This is a genomic window from Saccharopolyspora flava (assembly GCF_900116135.1).
Taxonomy (GTDB): Bacteria; Actinomycetota; Actinomycetes; order Mycobacteriales; family Pseudonocardiaceae; genus Saccharopolyspora; species Saccharopolyspora flava.
The window spans coordinates 640787-657493 of record NZ_FOZX01000002.1 but is presented as its reverse complement, the minus strand read 5'-3'; the positions used below and the strand labels follow the sequence as shown (position 1 = coordinate 657493).

Genomic DNA, 16707 nt, shown 5'->3' with positions numbered 1-16707 from the left:
GAAGTTCCGCCTGGTGAATCGGGCATACTCCATTGGTGTGAGCGTTGTGAACGCCTTGGTCTCGAGTCCATCTCGGATCGCTACCGTGTGTCGGTCGCACCAGAAGTAGGCCGGAAGTCGGATTTGGGTGAAGATGACGCCGCTGGGCAGCTTAGGAGGGGCCGCGGGCTTCGAGTTCCGCCTGCTCGGCCCGCTCGAGGTGCACCTCGACGGCGTTCAGCTGGAAGTGGGTCGCACGCCGGTGCGCGCGCTGCTGGCCTGCCTGCTGCTGGAGCCCAACCAGGTCGTCCCGATGGACCGGTTGATCGACACCCTGTGGGACGACGAACCGCCCGCCAGCGCCCGCACCATCATCCAGGGCTACGTGTCCCGGCTGCGGAAGTTCTTCGGCACCAGCGGTCCTGAGATCATCACCCGCGCGCCCGGCTACCTGCTGCGCGTCGACGGCGACCGGATCGACGCGCACCGCGCGCGCAGCCTCATCAACCGGGCCCACGGCCTCGAACCCGCCGAGCGATCGCGCCTGCTCACCGAGGCCCTGGAGCTGTGGAGCGGCGCGGTGCTGGCCGACATCGCGGGCAGCGGGCTGCACCGGATGGTCGCGCCCAACCTCGAAGAGCTGCGGCTGCTCGCCCTGGAGGAGCGCATCGCCGCCGACCTCGAACTCGGCAGGCACCACCAGCTCATCGCGGAACTGTCCACATTGGTCGACCAGCACCCGATCCGGGAACGCCTGACCGGGCAGCTGATGCTGGCCAACTACCGGGCCGGGCACCGCGCCGAAGCGCAGGCCCGCTACCACGACCTGCGGCACCGGCTGTCCCACGAGCTCGGCATCGACCCCGGCCCCGAGCTGCGCGAGCTCTACGAGAAGCTGCTGCGCGACGACCCCGGGCTGCGCAACCACCGCAGCCGCACCGAACCCGGCCTGGGCATCCGCCGCCCCGTCCCGGCCGAACTCCCGCCCGCCCCGGCCGGTTTCGTCGGCAGGCGCCTGGAGGTCGGCACGCTCGACGCGATGCTGGAGACCCGCGAGAAGGGCTCCAGCCTGATCACCGTGCTCACCGGCACCGCAGGCGTCGGCAAGAGCGCCCTGGCGCTGACCTGGTCGCACCGGGTCGCCGAGGAGTTCCCCGACGGCCAGCTCTACGCCTCGCTGCGCGGTTTCGACCCCGAGCACCAGCCGCTCACCCCCGGTGAGGCGCTGACCAGCATGCTCAAGGCGCTCGGCGTCGCCTCCGACGCGATCCCCGTCGAGCTCGACGACCGCACCGCCCTCTACCGGTCGCTGCTGGCCAAGCGGAAGGTGCTGGTGCTGCTGGACAACGCGCTCGACTCCGACCAGGTGCTGCCGCTGCTACCGGGCAGCGCGGCCTCGCTGGTCGTGGTCACCAGCAGACGCAGGCTCGACGGGCTCGTGGTCCGCTCCGGCGCGCGGGTGCTGCCGCTGGAGACGCTGTCCACCGAGAGCGCCATCGAACTCCTCGACCGCGCCGGGGTTCCCGGCAAGTCCGCCGCCGAACCCGACGCCGCCGCTGAGCTCGCCGAGCTGTGCGGCGGGCTGCCGCTGGCGCTGCGCATCGCCGCCGCCCGGCTGGCCGCCAACCCGGCGCGCGGCGTGTCCGACCTGGTCCACGAGCTCACCGACGAGCGAAACCGGTTGCAGGCGCTGGACATCGACGACGACGCCGACACCAGCGTGCGGCGCGCCTTCGACATCTCCTACCGCAGCCTGCCGCCGGTGCACGCCGAGACCTTCCGGATGCTCGGGCTCATCCCCGGCCAGACGTTCACCGCGCACGCGGTGGCCGCGCTGTGCGACACCGACCCGGCCTCCGCGCAGCGCAGGCTGCGCGCGCTGGCCCTCGCGCACCTGGTCACCGAGCCGGAACCGGACCGCTTCGGGATGCACGACCTGCTGCGCGCCTACGCCCGCGAACTCCCCGCGGCCACCGGGGAATCGGACGTCGAGGCGCTGCGCAGGCTGCTCGAGCACTACCTGTGCGCGGCGGACCACGCCCGCCGCTTCCTGAGACCCGCGCGCGACGAGCTCGACTTCAGCGCGCAGGGCGACCACCGGCCCGAGGTCGGATCCCGCTCGCAGGCCCTGGAGTGGTTCGACGCCGAGTGGCCGAACCTCGTCGCCGCCGTGCGCGCCGCCAAGCTCGCCGGGCTGCACGACATGGCCTGGCCGCTGGCCCGCCTGCAGTTCAACTACCTGATGGTCCGCTGCCCGTGGGAGGACTGGATCCGCGTCTACACCGACGGCGCCGAATCCGCCCGCGCCGTGGGCGATCCCGTCGGCAAGGTGCTCATGTCCGCCGGTCTGGGCGTCGCCTGCGCCCGCTCCGGCAAGCTCGACGAAGCCCTCGCCCACTACGAGGAGTCCTACCGGATCGCCGTCCAGACCGGCGACTCCGAACGGCTGGCCATGACCCAGGTCAACCTCTCCAGCGCGCTGTTCCGGCTGCGCCGCTACGAAGAGGCCAAGATCCACTCCAAGGACGCGCTCAAGGTCTACCGCTCGCTCGGCGACCGCTACTTCGTCGCCGGAGCGCTCAACAACCTCGCGATGGTCGAGCAGGTCAACGGCGAGCTGGAGGCCGCGCTGCGGCACCTGCGCGAGGCCGAGGACCTCTACCGCGAGGCCGACGACCTCGAAACCCTCGCGATGGTGCTCAACAACTGCGGCGAGGTCAGCATCGAGCTCGGCAACCTCGACGACGGCGAGCGCTTCCACCACGAAGCCCTCGAAGTCGCCCGGCAGTGCGGCTCCGCCGTCCGGCAGGCCTCGGCGAACCTCGGCCTCGGCGACGCCGCGCGGCTCCGCGGCGACATCGCGGTCGCCTGCACCCGCTGGGAAACCGCCCTGTCGATCTTCGAAGCCGAAGGATCTCCGCAGGTCAGAGAGGTTCGACAGCGGCTCGACGAGGCCGGCTGACGACCGTTTAGCGCGCGTTTAGCGGACGTGTAGGGCCGCCTGGGAACTTGATCGTGCGGATCGATCCGTGCTTGATCCGCGCACGGGCGGCTCTGGGGGGAGTCCAAGGGGGGATTGTCGCCCCGGTCGTCCCGGCCGTCCGCGGTCGGGACGACCGCAGGGGCATCCGGCCAGCCGGGTGCGGGGGGATGTGACGAGCGCTCGGACGGTTCGGGGGAGCCGCCCGAGTGCTCGTTTCTTTTTGTGGTCCCTTTGCTTGGCGGTGCGGGTAGCGGAACCTGAGCGCTTCCGTGGACTCCGTGCGCCGCTCCTTATGTATGCCAATACACGGCGTCACGGCGTACTCGCCACGAAAGCGCTCAGAACCCGCGGCGGTGCAAGCGTCTTAGGTGGTGAAAGAGAAAGCACCTTCGGTGCTTGCCTGACGTGGGTTGGTCTTTCTTATCCGCAGTTCGTCGGCAGCTTTTCCAGGCAGGGGCGCTTGGCCGTGCGGCCGTCTCCGCTGGAGACGCCTCGGAGGCGGCGGCTGATCCAGGGGGCGAGGTACTCGCGGGCCCACTTGATGTCCTCGGCGGCCTGCTCCTGCCAGCTGCGCTCGTCCAGGTCCGGCCAGGGCTCGTTCCAGTCCTCGGCGGTGGGCACGCCCAGGGCCGCGCAGGCGCGCAGCGCGACGCGGCGGTGGCCCTCGGCGGACAGGTGCAGCCGGTCCTCGCACCAGGCGCGCGGGTCCTGCAGGACGCGCATCGACCACAGGTCCATGACGTAGCAGCCGTGCCGGTCGGCGATCGAGCGCAGGTGCGAGTTGTAGGTGCCGATCTTGCCGCGCACGTGCTTGAGCACCGGGGTGCCGGCCGTGTCGAAACCGGTGCCGATCAGCACGTCGGCGCCGGTCGCGCGGATGCGGGCGACCGCGTCGTCGAACAGCGCGGCCACCAGGTCCGGGTCGCTGCCCGGCCGGATGATGTCGTTGCCGCCCGCGGTCAGCGCGACCAGCGACGGTTCGAGCGCGATGGCCTGCGGGACCTGGTCGGTGACGATCTGGCGGATCAGCTTCCCCCGCACCGCCAGGTTGGCGTAGCGCAGATCCGGGTTCTGCTCGGCGAGGTGCGTCGCCAGCCGATCGGCCCAGCCTCGGTAGACGTCGTGCTCCTCCGTCGCATCGGCCAGACCTTCGGTGAAGCTGTCACCCAGCGCGATGAAGCTGTCCCAGCGCCCCGATCCCATGTCGCTCGTCCTCCCTGCTCTTCCCCACCTCGTGTTGGTGCCCAATCAACAGTGGCTCTCCGGAACGTACCTACGCCACCGAAGGTTCCCGGCGAGTGACTAACGGCACTGGCCAGTCTAGAAAATATGTCCGATTGGTCGGTTGACTTGATCGAAACGAGGCCTTTCCTTGACGAGCGGGGAATCCGCTCGCCGGTCGGCCGAGAGGTCGGATCTTGATGGGAAACACCGATACGGGTGAACGTCAGCTGCTAGTGTCCTTCGGCGGTAACAGAAGTGACAAGGGAGCCCACGATGACGCGATCGCTGCAGGTCACAGCTCGACGCGCGTCCGCTCGCAGGACGCCGGAGCGGCCGCTGCGCGCTCTCGCCGTCGTGGCCGGTTGATGGGGAACGACGACATGGGGCATTGCGTCGATTCCGTTGTGGCCGCGACTCTGATCGTCGGTCTCCGCAACCTTCCTTTACAGCTGGGGGAATCGTGACGGCACCGCAGAATCCGGCGTCCGCGCCGGGGCCGGCGGGCTTCGAGGCGCCGAACCGGCGGGGTGGTCCCGAGACCGGGGGCAGGCGCCGAGCCGAACCACCGCTGCGCGGATCGCTCAGCGACGCCGGGCCGGGCGGACCTCCGCCCGCGCCTCCCGCACCTCCCGCGCGCCCGGGTCCGCCCGCACAGCGCCCGGGACGCTTCGACGTGCGCGCCGAACTGGCCGCGCTCGCCGCCGAGCCGCACCCGTTCGCCTTCTGGCAGCGCGCCGAACAGCTCCCGGACCGCTTCGAGCAGGAGCAGCGCGGAGCGGGCTCCGGGCACGCCCGCCCCGAGCCCTCGCGCCCGTCGACCGGCGGGCTCCCCTCGCTCTCCGGCGACCTAGGCGGCGGAGCCCCGCCGCAGCCGGCACCCCCGGCGCCCGAGCCCGCCGACCTCCCCGGGCCCGCCGACCTGCCGGGTTCCGCCGGGCTGCCCGGTTCCGCCGTGTTGTCGGGATCCGCCGGGCTGTCTGGCTCCCTCGCGGAGTCGGACGAACCGCGCCACGGCCGCCCGGAAGGCCCGAAGCTGAGCGGATCGCTGCTCCCGCCGTCCGAGAACCACGGCCCCGCACCGACTTCCGGCCCGGCGGCGACCCCGATGTCGAACCCCGCCCCGGTCCCCACCCCGGAAACCGGCCGCCAAGTCCGAGACGGAGTCCTCCGAGGCCCCCTCTCAGACACCCCCTCAGCAGACACCCCACTGCCCGACGCACCTCTGTCGGACGCACCTCGCGCCGACGGACGACGCCTGCCTGACCCACCGCTCGCGGACGCACCTCTTCCGGAGGTGTCCCCGGTGGACGCACCTCCGTCGGACCGTCCGGTGGACGGACGTCCGGTGGACCGTCCTTCGAGTGGTCCGATCCCGCAGGCACCGAACCCCCGGAACTCGGACGTTCCCCCTCCACCCGGACCCGAGGTTCCCTCGGGTGGGGAAGTTTTCATGAAAACTTCCCCACCCCGCCACGCACCCGCACCGACCTCGGAAACCCCAGGTCACGAAGGTCCTCTTTCGGATCCGTCGTTCTCGGAGGGGGAAGTTTTCATGAAAACTTCGCCCCCACCACAGAACAGGACCCCCTCGGGTCCTCCGTCGGGTCCGCGACCGATGGGACCTCCTCCGGGGCTTCCGCCGGGGCCGCCGAGCGGGCCGATGCCGCAGGTGGGACCTCCGTCCGGGGGACCGGGACCGGCGTCGGGACCGCAGGCCCAGACGCCTTCCGGACCGCAGACACCGTCGGGTCCGCAGCCACCTTCGGGACCGCAGTCGTCCTCCGGGCCGCAGCCCGCTTCCGGGACGCAGCCGTCGTCGGGTCCGCAGGGTCAGCCTCCGTCGGGTCCGCAGCCGCCTTCGGGAGCGCAGGGGCAACCGCCCTCGGGTCCGCAGGGTCAGGCGCCTTCGGGGGCGCAGCCGCCGTTGTCGCCTTCGTCGCCTCCTGCGGGGATGCCTGGGGCTGGGAACGGTGGGCCGCCGCGTCCCCAGGGGGCGCCGCCGGTGGGGCCGCCTCCGGCGCGTCCGGCCGGGCCTCCGATGCCGCCGCCTCAGGCGGAGCAGCCGGTGGAACCGCCGGTCGGCCAGCAGCCGTCCGGGCCGCAGGCTCCTGCGCCGCAGCAGTCCGCGCCGGTTCCGCCTCCGCCTGCTCAGCAGCAGTCCGGGCCCCAACCGCCGGTGTCGCAGCCGCCGATGTCGCAGCCGCCCGGGCCGCCGCGGCCCGGCCCGGCTGCTCCGCAGGTGCCCGCGCCTCAGCGCGCGCAGCAGCCGCCGGAAGCGCCGGAGCAGCGGCAGGAGCAGCAGCGGCCGAAGACCCGGACGGTGCGGACGCCGAAGGTCACCGAGCGGGCCGACGGCGGGTTCGGGCCGATGGGATCGGCAGGCGCGGGATCGAGCAGCGCGGGTCGTCCCGGCTACGGGCGCAACACCTCGTGGTCGGCCGAGGACTTCAAGGAGGAGCGCCGCGACGGCGGTGACGACCTGCGCGCCGGGTCCGGCTACAAGCCGGGCGAGTCCGGCAGCGGTGCCGTGCCGCAGTTCCTCATCGAGGCCGACGAGCTGTGGGACGACGATGACGGCGGCCGGCTCGTGGCGCCGCCGGTGCTCGGCGAGTCCCCGGCGAGCTTCCGGGACTTCTGACGGGCGGGTGACCCCGGGACGCCGCGTCCCGGGGCGAACCGCGCCCGCACGAACCACGTCCACATGAACAGGGCCCGCACCAACTGCGTCCACACGGACTGGGCCCGCACGAACCACGCACTGATAACACCGGGTACCGCCAACGCGAAATGTGAGCTGTGATGGTTGAGACGATCACCCTGTCGGCCCCCGCGGTCGACCTGCTCGGTGAGCAGCTGAACCTCGCCGTCCGGCAGTACCCGTTCGAGCTGCCGCGCATCGCCGAGCTGCCCGAGGACCGCAACCAGGTCGCCCAGCGCGTCTGGCAGGAGCTGGAGTCCACCGGCCTGGCCCGCAACGGCCGCCCGGAACCGGAGGTCGAGGACGCCCTCTACCTGCTGTGCAGCTCCGAGGTGTCGATCGCCGCGTCCGGGCTGCTCGACGTCCGCGCAGGTTACCGGCTCGCGGCCCGGGTCGTGGCCACGGGTGAGGTCGGGGTGCTCGGCGTCTTCGACGGCCGGGGCATGCGGATGACCTTCCTGTCGCCGAGCACGCTGCCGCGCACCGCCGCCGACCTGCTCCCGGACGCGCCCGTCGGTTCCGGGCCCGCGCTGCGCGCGGTCGCCGACCGGCGCGGCGGGATGCCCGCCGACGCAGACATCGAGGGCCTGCCGGAGCTGCGCGCGGTCACCTCGCGACCCAAGTTCCGCTTCGGCCACTTCGTCGTCGCCGGGGCCCGCCGGGCGCGGGTGCCCCACCTCATCTGGTTCGACACCGATCAGGGCCGCTACGCGATGCAGGGGGAGCGGGTCGACGGCCAGGACGCCGTCGCCTGCCAGCCCGCCGACAAGCCGACCATCGCCGCCGAGATCGCGACCCTGGTGGAACGCGCCCGCCAACTCGGGTAGAGCTGGAGACCGGGATCGGACATTTTGGTTCGGCCGGGACTTAGGGCAGGCTTAGTGTCGTGACGCAGGAGACGGACATCGAGCGGGACGACCGCGACTCGTTCATGCGGTTGCTCGGCGGCCGCGGCAGCGCGATCGACGCGAGCCTCCCGCCCATCGCCTTCGGCGCCGGCTGGTTCTTCGGCGGCGAGTCGATCGTGATCGGCGGCGCCGCCGCGGTGGTCGTCGGAGCCCTCATCGGCGGCTTCCGCCTCTCCCGGGGAGCCCGGCCGCTGGCGGTCCTGATCAGCCTTCTGGCGGTGATGCTGGGTGCGCTCATCGCGATCCGCACCGGTGACGCCGCGGACTTCTTCCTGCCCCGCCTGGCCAGCAACGCGCTGAGCGCGCTGGCCTGGATGACCAGCATCGCGATCCGCTGGCCGCTGCTCGGCGTCGTCGTCGGCGTCGCGCTGGGGCAGGGCCGCAAGTGGCGGCGCGACCCCGATCTGGTGCGCGGCTACAGCCGCGCCAGCTGGGTGTGGGTCGGGCAGTACGTCGTGCGGCTGGTGGTGTTCATCCCGCTGTGGCTGGCCGGGGCGACCGGGCCGCTGACGATCGCGCAGGTCGTGCTGACCTGGCCGCTGGTGGCGGTGTGCGTCGCGGCGAGCTGGTGGGTGCTGCGCCGCTCGCTGCCGGAGGATCACCCGGGCATGCGTCACCCGAGGGAACCCGCGGCGTGACACCTCCGGGGTGCGGGCGCACAATGCGCACATGTCTCTCGGCAGCGTGATCACCGCGATCGTGACCCCGTTCGACGACCGGCAGAAGGTCGACGAAGAAGCCTTCCTGACCCTGTTCCGGCACCTGCTGGACAACGGCTCCGACGGGGTCGTGGTGTGCGGGACGACCGGCGAGGCGCCGACGTTGTCGGACGCCGAGCACCTGCGGCTGGTCGAGCTGGCCGTCGGCGAACGGCCCGAGGGCGTCACGGTGATCGCCTCGACGGGCTCCAACAACACCGCGCACGCGTGCTGGATGACCGAGCGCTGCACCGAGATCGGCGCGGACGGCATCCTGTCGGTGACCCCGTACTACAACAAGCCGAACCGGCGCGGTCTGGTGCGGCACTTCACCGAGATCGGCAAGGCCACCGACAAGCCGGTGGTGCTCTACAACGTCCCGTCGCGGATCGGGCTGTCGCTGGACCACGACCTGCTGCGCGAGCTGGGCCAGGTCGACGGCCTCGACTACGTCAAGCAGGCCGACAACGACGCGCTCGCCCAGATCGACGGCCTCGGCCTCTACGCGGGCAACGACGACGGCTTCGCCCAGGCCCTGGACCTCGGCGCGCTCGGCGGCATCCTGGTCGCCAGCCACCTGGTGGGGCCGCAGATGAAGCAGATGGTCACCGACCCGGCCCGCCGCGCCGAGATCGACGCGAGCCTCAAGCCGCTCTACTCGGCGCTGGGCGTCACCACCAACCCCATCCCGGTGAAGGCGGCGCTGAACCTCCTCGGCCACCGGGTCGGCGAGCCGCGGCTGCCGCTGGTGGCGGCCGACGACGGCGAGCTGGAGGTCATCCGGGGAGCGCTCACCGAGACCGGTCTCCTGTAGCCGGTACGTCGCGAACCCCGGTTCTCGTGGTCGAGAACCGGGGTTCGTCGTGTGCGGGGTCAGCCCAGGAGCGTCTTGTGCAGCGCGTTCGGGTCGGGGGAGAGGGGGAGAGCGGCCAGCCAGGCGGCGCCCGCCGCGCCCGGTCCCGCCGTGAGCGGTTCCGGCCAGGAGCGGGCTTCGAGCTCGGCGCGGAGGGCCTGGCCGACGCGCTCGTCCGGGCCGAGCAGGCCCCCGGCGAGCACCACCGGGCAGCTAGGGTCCGGCCGGGCGGTGGCGGCGGTGTCGGCCAGCAGCACCGCAGCGCGGTGCACGATGTCCTCCGCCGCGTCGTCCTCGGCGGTCGTGACCAGCGGCGCGAGCTCGGCGAGGCGGATCGGTTCGCGCGCGTTCGCCGCCGTGATCAGCGCCTTGCGCTCCGGCGGCACGCCCAGGTGTGCGCAGACCGACTCGGTCAGGCCCTCGATCACCGCGCCGCGCGCCAGCGCGCGCAGCGTGGCGCGCACGGCCTCGCGGCCCAGCCAGTACGCCGAGCCCTCGTCGCCCAGCAGCCATCCCCAGCCGCCGACGGTGGCGGTCGTGCGGTGCTCCTCGACGCGCTCGGCGACCGCTCCGGTCCCGGCGATCAGCACCGTGCCCTTCGGCTCGGGCGTCCCGGCGGCGAAGGCGACGACGCCGTCGCTGACCGGCGTCGTCTCGCAGCCCAGGCCCAGCCGGGACCACTCGTCGCGGAAGAACTCGCCGAACGCGGGGTCGGCCATCTTGCTCACCCCGGCCATGCCGAGCACGCAGCCGCGCACCGCCGCCGGGTCGTGGGTGCCCAGGGCCTGCCTCGCGGCGCCGGCCATCTGCGCGACGGCGTCGGGGGCAGGGTGTGAGTTCGGGTTGCCGCCCGCCGCCTCGCCGACGCCCAGCACCCGGCCGGACAGGTCGCTGACCAGGGCGCGGCTGCTGGTGCCGCCGACGTCCAGACCGAGGACGAGGGCCGTGGGGTCTTCACCGTGCATGGGCTCTTTTCTACTCCGGCGGCGCGGAAGAGGCGGGCGATACGACGGAAAGTGATCAATCCGGGGCCTGGTCTCGCGGGCGGGGAGCCGCTATACATCGAGGCGTCGTGTCACCGTCGGGGAGAAGAGAAAACATGCGCGACGCCCGTCCGAGCGCTCCGTCTGATGTAGACACCCGCGGAGGCGCTCGATGACCGTGGACACCCACCACCACCTGTGGGATCTCGACGTCCGCGACCAACCCTGGATGACCGGCCCGGAGATGGATCCGCTGCGCCGCGACTTCCGCCCGGCCGACCTGCAGGCCGCGCTGCGCGGCACCTCCGTCGACGCGACCGTGCTGGTGCAGACGGTCGCCGACCCGGACGAGACGCCGGAGATGCTGGTGCTGGCCGAGACCGTCGACCGGATCGCCGCCGTCGTCGGCTGGGTCGATCTCACCGCCAAGGACGCTCGCGAGCGGATCGGCCGGTTGCAGACCCACCCGTCGGGCGGCTGGCTGCGCGGCATCCGGCACCAGGTCGAGGACGAGGCCGACCCGGACTGGCTGGTCCGGCCCGACGTGCTCGCCGGGCTCGCCGCGGTGGAGGACGCGGGGCTGATCTACGAGCTGCTGGTCCGCCCGCACCAGCTGCCCGCCGCGATCAAGGCGGTCGGCCAGTTCCCGCAGCTGACGTTCGTGCTCGACCACTGCGCGAAGCCGCCGGTGGCCGGCGGTGAGCTGGAACCGTGGGCGAGCCGGATCCGCGCGCTGGCGGCGTACCCGAACGTCGTCTGCAAGCTGTCCGGCCTGGTCACCGAGGACGAGTGGGCGGCGCAGCCGGACCCGTCGCGGCTGCGCGCCTGGGCCGAGGTCGTCCTGGACGCCTTCGGGCCGGGCCGGGTCATGTTCGGCTCCGACTGGCCGGTCTGCCTGCTCGCGGCCTCCTACACCGAGGTCCTCGGCATCGCCAAGGACCTCACCTCGGGCCTCACCGACACCGAGCGCACCGCGATCTTCGACGCCACCGCCCGAGAGATCTACAACCTCTGACCCCAGCCTCCTCCCGTCTGATCCCGGGCCTCTCCCGTCTGTTCCCGGGTCCCTCCCGTCGTGTGGGTGGGGTGGGGAAGTTTTCATGAAAACTTCCCCCACCCCAACGCGACGGAAGTTGTCCCGGGGAACTCGTTGGAAGGTTCCACGGGGACTTCGGGAGATCTTGGGTTCCCTTGTGTGTGTGGGGGGGTCAGGTTGTTTTGGTGATCTTCTGGAGGCCTCGGGGGTTGTCGGGGTCGATGCCCCTGGCCAGGGCGAGGCCGAGGGCGAGCTGCTGGGCGGGCAGGATCTCCAGGATCGGGGCGACCTCCTCGGCCGTCTCCGGGAGCGGGATGCGCTGCGCGGCGGGGGTTTTCGACGCCGCTGAGCCGATGGCGCAGATGTCGGCGCCGCGCTGGTGCACCGCCTCGATGACCTCGCGGGTCGATTCCCCGCCCAGGCCCGCGCTGCAGACCGCGAGCACCGCGGTCTCGCTGTCGACGGCGGCGACCGGGCCGTGCAGCAGGTCGGCGCCGCTGTAGGAGCGGGCCGACAGGTAGCTGGTCTCGGCGAGCTTCAGCGCGGCCTCGTGCGCGGTGGCCAGCGAGTAGCCGCGCCCGGCGGTCACCAGGCGCCCGGCGAAGCGGTACCGCTGCACGGCCTCCTCGACGGGGTCGCGCGCCTCGTCGAGCGCGGTGGCCGCCAGGTCCGGCAGGGCTCGGGCGTGCGCGCCGTCCCCGCCCCGAATGGCATCGATGAGCAGGTACAACGCCAGCAGCGTGGCGCTGTAGGTCTTGGTCGCGGCCACCGCCCGCTCGGCGCCCGCGCGGATGTCGAGCGACAGCTCGGCGACCGAGGCCAGCGGCGAGTCGGCGGTGTTGGTGACCGCGACGGTCAGCGCGCCGCGCGCCCGGCCCGCCTCGGTGACCGCGACGAGGTCCGGCGAGCCGCCGCTCTGGCTGACGGTCACCAGCAGCACGTCGGTCAGGTCGGGGCGGGCGCCGTAGAGCGTGGTCGTCGACGGCGAGGTGAGGCCGACGGGCAGCTCCAGCAGCACCTCGATCAGGTACTTGGCGTAGAGCGCGGCGTGGTCGCTGGAGCCGCGCGCGGCGAGCAGCGCGAACCGCGGGCGCCGCTCGGCCACGGCCGCCGCGACCTGGGTGAACTGCTCGCGCGCTGCCAGCAGGTCCGCGAAGACCGCGGGCTGCTGCTCGATCTCGTCCTTCATGTGGGTGCCGGGGGTGGCGGACATCTCGGTCCCATCCCTTCGTAAGGTCCAGACCAATTCTACTCGGTCCGGAACCGGCGAGCACCGGCGTTCGTCCGATGGACGGCCTCACCGCGACCGCCGGGGCATCACGGATTGTGGTGAGCGACACTCATTGTCAACAGGAATCGGCGTTAGTGTGCTCGCACACCAAAGACTGAATTGATCAGCACGCACGATCTGCGCCGAGCGCGTTCCGCCCGGCGCCGCGGTCGGGCATGCTCGATGGTCAGGCTGCGGCGGGTAGGAGGAACGATGCTCGACACGACCGTGTCCGGCGGGGCGGATTCGCAGGGTCGCGCGCCGCGGGAACCGAAGTACTGGGGACTCAAGCAGCACCTGCTCGACCTGCTGCGCTCGATGCCCCCGGGTTCGCCGATCCCCACCGAGCGCTCGCTGGCCTCGGAGTTCGACGTCTCCCGCACCACGGTCCGCCAGGCGCTGGCGGAGCTGACCGTGGAGGGCCGGTTGCTGCGCGTGCAGGGCAAGGGCACCTTCGCCGCCAAGCCCAAGGTCGCCCAGCGGCTCCAGCTGTCCTCCTACACCGAGGACATGCGCGCCCAGGGCAGGCAGCCCACCTCGCGGCTGCTGGAGGTCGTCGAGGAGGCCGCCGACGAGGAGCTCGCGGTCCTGCTCGGCACCAAGGCCGGTTCCGCGGTGCTCCGGCTGCGCCGGCTGCGGCTGGCCGACGGCGAGCCGATGGCGATCGAGACCACCCACCTGCCGCTGGCCCGCTTCCGCGGCCTCACCGCGCAGCTGGAGTCCGGCGGCTCGCTGTACCAGGTGCTGCGGGAGTCCTTCGAGGTCGAGCTCGGCCACGCCGAGGAGACCATCGAGACCGCGCTGGCCAGCCCCGAGGAGGCCGAGCTGCTCGGCTCCGACGTGGGCCTGCCGATGCTGCTGCTGTCCCGGCACTCCTTCGACACCGAGGGCAGGCCGGTGGAGTGGGTGCGTTCGATCTACCGCGGTGATCGCTACAAGTTCGTCGCGCGGCTGAATCCGCCCGCCTGATTCCCTCACGCTGCGCGCAATGGGAAATCCGCGCAGTCACACCGCTTTTCGTTACACGTCGTGGGAGTGCTCACGAAAGGCCCGGACCGGGAGAAACCGCTCCGGTGCGCGCGTTGGTCCGTGCGGAGCGAGTCCCATCGCGCGTGTGAGGGAAATGGTGAAGGGCAACGCGGATTCGGCGGAAGATCGGCCGGAGAAGCAGAACGAGAACAAGACGAAGGTCTCGCCGGCTCAGGTCGGCGGGACCGCGCTGGCGTCGGTGACGGCGGCGTTCCTGGGGTCGCGGCTCGGCGTGGCCGGGACCGTGGTCGGCGCGGGCCTGACCAGCGTGATCATCACCGTCGGCGGGGCGCTGTACCAGCGCTCGATCGAGACGACCCGGGAGAAGGCCGCCGCGGCCGCCGCCAAGGCCTCCGGCCTGCGGCAACGCCGCACCCGGCTGAGCGCGCCGGAAGGCCCCACCCGGAAGATCGAGGTCACCGGCCTGCGGTGGCCCGGCGGCGAGGCGGTCGAAGAGCCCCGCCCGGTCGAGGAGCCCCGGACCCTGCTCTCCCCGCCGGTGCCGCGCCGCAGGTGGGGCCGCTGGGCGCTGGTCGGCGCGACCGGCGCGCTCGCCTTCGTGGTGAGCATGGTGCTGGTCACCGGCGTCGAGGGGCTCACCGGCCGCCCGCTGTCCGGCGGCGACGGCACCACGCTCGGCAAGGTGCTGCAGCCCGCCCCGGTCCGGGTCGCCCCGGCCGACCCCACCAGCAGCGAACCGGCCCCGACCAGCGAGAACCCGTCGACCGAGCCGTCCGCGCCGCCGAGCACCGAGCGGCCGGAGCCCAGCGCGCCGCCGACCGAATCCGGTTCTCCCACAACGCAACCCCCGGCTACTGAATCCGCTCCGGAGTCGACCGATTCCGCTCCGCAGTCGACGCTGCCCGGACTTCCGCTCGGATAAATGCGAAAAACGGTGAAATGAAGCGATTCCCCAGGTGATCTTCCAGAAAAGCGAGTTGTTTTGCGCACATTGCGCTAAAAGCTGGATGTGATTTCCCTGTGAGGATCTGATACTGGACCGGCGACGGGGGCTTGAGAGATCAGGTCACTACAAGGGAGACACGAGATGAAACGTAGACTCGCGGCTCGCATCGCCGGGACCGTTCTGGTCACCGCGGGCACGGTCGCCGCGCTCACCGTGCCGGCCACCGCCACCGCACCCACCGCCGCTCCGGTGGCGGGGACGATGCTGGAGGCCATGCAGCGCGACCTCGGCCTCACCGAGGCGCAGGCCCTCGACCGGCTCCACCTCGAAACCGCCGCTCAGCGCACCGAGAGCACCCTGCGCGGCGCGCTGGCCGACGCCTTCGGCGGTTCCTACTTCGACGCCGCGACCGGCAAGCTCGTCGTCGGCGTGACCGACGCGGCCCGCTCCGAGCAGGTCCGCGCCGCCGGTGCCGAGGTCCGCCAGGTCGCCTTCAGCGCCCAGCAGCTCACCGGCGTGATCGACGGCCTCAACGCGGGCAAGGCGCAGGCTCCGAAGAGCGTCACCGGCTGGTACACCAGCAACCGGCAGAACGCGGTCGTCGTCACCGTCAAGCCGGGTGCCGCCGCCGAGGCCGCGCAGTTCGCCAAGGCCGCGGGCGCTCCCGACGGCGCGGTGAAGATCGTCGAGTCGCAGGAGCAGCCGAAGACGCTGATGGACGTGGTCGGCGGCAACGCCTACTACATCGGCAGCGGTGCCCGCTGCTCCGTCGGCTTCGCCGTCGACGGCGGTTTCGTCTCCGCCGGCCACTGCGGCAGCACCGGCGACACCACCTCCGAGCCGAGCGGCACCTTCGAGGGCTCGTCCTTCCCGGGTGACGACTACTCGTACATCTCCGTCGGCGACGACGACACCCCGCAGCCCGCGGTGAACAACTACGAGGGCGGCACCCAGGCCGTCGCCGGTTCCTCCGAGGCGGCCGAGGGCGCGTCGATCTGCCGTTCCGGTTCCACCACCGGCTGGCACTGCGGCACGGTCGAGGCCAAGAACCAGTCCGTGCAGTACCAGGAGGGCACCGTCGAGGGTCTGACCCGCACCGACGTCTGCGCCGAGCCGGGCGACTCCGGTGGCTCGTTCATCTCGGGCGACCAGGCCCAGGGCATGACCTCGGGTGGTTCGGGCGACTGCACCAGCGGTGGCACGACCTACTTCCAGCCGGTCGGCGAGGCCCTGTCCGCCTTCGGCGTCTCCCTGCTGACCCAGTGATCCCCCGTTGATCGAGTGATCCGAGACTTCCCCCGCTCGCGGCCCGTGTCGTGGGTGGGGGAAGTTTTCATGAGAACTGCGCGACCCCCGGAGACCACCCCCCGGGGGTCGCGTCATGTCACGGGAGTCGCGACCGCAGCTCGCGCGCCGCCGCGACGGGGTCCTCGGCCTCGGTGATCGCGCGGACCACCACGATCCGCTCGGCACCCGCCTGCACGGCCTCGTCGACGTTGTCCAGCCCGATGCCGCCGATGGCGAACCACGGACGACCGTGCCCGCGGTGCTCGGCGGCGTGCCGGACCAGGTCGATGCCCGCGGCGGGACGCCCGGGCTTGGTCGGCGTCGTCCACACCGGGCCGGTGCAGAAGTAGTCCACGCCCGCCTCGGTCGCCGCCGAGTCCGCCTGCGCGATGTCGTGTGTGGAACGGCCGATCACCACCTGGTCGCCGACGACGCGGCGGGCGAGCTCCACCGGCAGGTCGTCCTGACCGAGGTGCAGCACGTCGGCCTCGGCCGCCAGCGCCACGTCGGCGCGGTCGTTGACCGCCAGCAGCGCCCCGTGCCGGACGCACGCCTCGGCCAGCACCTCCAGCGCCGCGAGCTCCTGGCGGGCCTCCAGCGGAGCGCCGTTCGGGTTCTTGTCCCGCAGCTGGATGATGTCGACCCCGCCTTCCAGGGCGGCGTCGACGAACTCCGCGAGATCACCCCGCTCGCTGCGCGCGTCGGTGCACAAGTACAGCTTCGCCTCGGCGAGGCGAGCGCGAATCCCGAAGCCGTCCAAACCAGGCATGCCCTCACCCTAAGGGCTGTCGTCGCGGTCGCCTTCCCCGGCGGTGCGGCCTGCGCAACAGGTCCGACCAACCGCTGACGTCG

Annotated in this window: 13 protein-coding genes; 9 read left to right on the top strand and 4 right to left on the bottom strand. The window is 72.2% G+C overall.

What is annotated here, in order from left to right:
* Window positions 1-133 precede the first annotated feature (133 nt).
* Entirely contained in the window at window positions 134-2941 is a 2808-nt protein-coding gene (locus tag BM424_RS09890) for an AfsR/SARP family transcriptional regulator (RefSeq protein ID WP_093415771.1), read from the top strand.
* Window positions 2942-3382: 441 nt separating this feature from the next.
* Here the strand turns inward: BM424_RS09890 and BM424_RS09885 are convergent, their stop codons facing one another.
* The gene (locus tag BM424_RS09885) at window positions 3383-4165 is read right to left on the bottom strand and encodes an SGNH/GDSL hydrolase family protein (RefSeq protein WP_093415512.1); all 783 of its coding nucleotides are present in this window, start codon (window positions 4163-4165) and stop codon (window positions 3383-3385) included.
* A gap of 2086 nt (window positions 4166-6251) precedes the next feature.
* Between BM424_RS09885 and BM424_RS09880 the strand changes: the two genes are divergently transcribed.
* From BM424_RS09880 to dapA, 4 genes are all read left to right on the top strand, one after another.
* Entirely contained in the window at window positions 6252-6824 is a 573-nt protein-coding gene (locus tag BM424_RS09880; protein WP_139274037.1) for a hypothetical protein, read from the top strand.
* A 161-nt stretch (window positions 6825-6985) separates the two neighbouring features.
* Window positions 6986-7711, top strand: a complete 726-nt coding sequence (locus tag BM424_RS09875; protein WP_093415508.1) for an ESX secretion-associated protein EspG — start codon at window positions 6986-6988, stop codon at window positions 7709-7711.
* A gap of 104 nt (window positions 7712-7815) precedes the next feature.
* Complete coding sequence (locus BM424_RS09870) at window positions 7816-8430, top strand: DUF3159 domain-containing protein (protein WP_093415769.1); 615 nt, start codon at window positions 7816-7818, stop codon at window positions 8428-8430.
* A 31-nt stretch (window positions 8431-8461) separates the two neighbouring features.
* Window positions 8462-9304: a 4-hydroxy-tetrahydrodipicolinate synthase gene (gene dapA, locus BM424_RS09865; RefSeq protein ID WP_093415506.1), complete on the top strand. Its 843-nt coding sequence runs from the start codon at window positions 8462-8464 to the stop codon at window positions 9302-9304.
* 59 nt (window positions 9305-9363) lie between these two features.
* Here the strand turns inward: dapA and BM424_RS09860 are convergent, their stop codons facing one another.
* A complete protein-coding gene (locus tag BM424_RS09860) occupies window positions 9364-10308 on the bottom strand; it encodes an N-acetylglucosamine kinase (RefSeq protein WP_093415504.1) in 945 nt (314 codons plus the stop codon).
* A 190-nt stretch (window positions 10309-10498) separates the two neighbouring features.
* Between BM424_RS09860 and BM424_RS09855 the strand changes: the two genes are divergently transcribed.
* Entirely contained in the window at window positions 10499-11341 is an 843-nt protein-coding gene (locus tag BM424_RS09855) for an amidohydrolase family protein (RefSeq protein ID WP_093415502.1), read from the top strand.
* Window positions 11342-11534: 193 nt separating this feature from the next.
* Here the strand turns inward: BM424_RS09855 and BM424_RS09850 are convergent, their stop codons facing one another.
* Window positions 11535-12575, bottom strand: a complete 1041-nt coding sequence (locus BM424_RS09850) for an SIS domain-containing protein (protein WP_093415501.1) — start codon at window positions 12573-12575, stop codon at window positions 11535-11537.
* 270 nt (window positions 12576-12845) lie between these two features.
* Between BM424_RS09850 and BM424_RS09845 the strand changes: the two genes are divergently transcribed.
* The 3 genes from BM424_RS09845 to BM424_RS09835 all read left to right on the top strand — a co-directional run bounded on the left by BM424_RS09845 (window position 12846) and on the right by BM424_RS09835 (window position 15834).
* Window positions 12846-13601 carry a GntR family transcriptional regulator gene (locus tag BM424_RS09845; RefSeq protein WP_093415499.1) on the top strand — a complete coding sequence of 252 codons (756 nt, stop codon included), beginning with the start codon at window positions 12846-12848 and terminating at the stop codon, window positions 13599-13601.
* A gap of 154 nt (window positions 13602-13755) precedes the next feature.
* Window positions 13756-14544 carry a hypothetical protein gene (locus tag BM424_RS09840; protein ID WP_093415498.1) on the top strand — a complete coding sequence of 263 codons (789 nt, stop codon included), beginning with the start codon at window positions 13756-13758 and terminating at the stop codon, window positions 14542-14544.
* A 165-nt stretch (window positions 14545-14709) separates the two neighbouring features.
* On the top strand, window positions 14710-15834 hold the full coding sequence (locus tag BM424_RS09835; protein ID WP_093415496.1) for a S1 family peptidase: 1125 nt from the start codon (window positions 14710-14712) through the stop codon (window positions 15832-15834).
* Window positions 15835-15952: 118 nt separating this feature from the next.
* Here the strand turns inward: BM424_RS09835 and thiE are convergent, their stop codons facing one another.
* Window positions 15953-16624 carry a thiamine phosphate synthase gene (gene thiE, locus BM424_RS09830; protein WP_093415494.1) on the bottom strand — a complete coding sequence of 224 codons (672 nt, stop codon included), beginning with the start codon at window positions 16622-16624 and terminating at the stop codon, window positions 15953-15955.
* Window positions 16625-16707 lie beyond the last annotated feature (83 nt).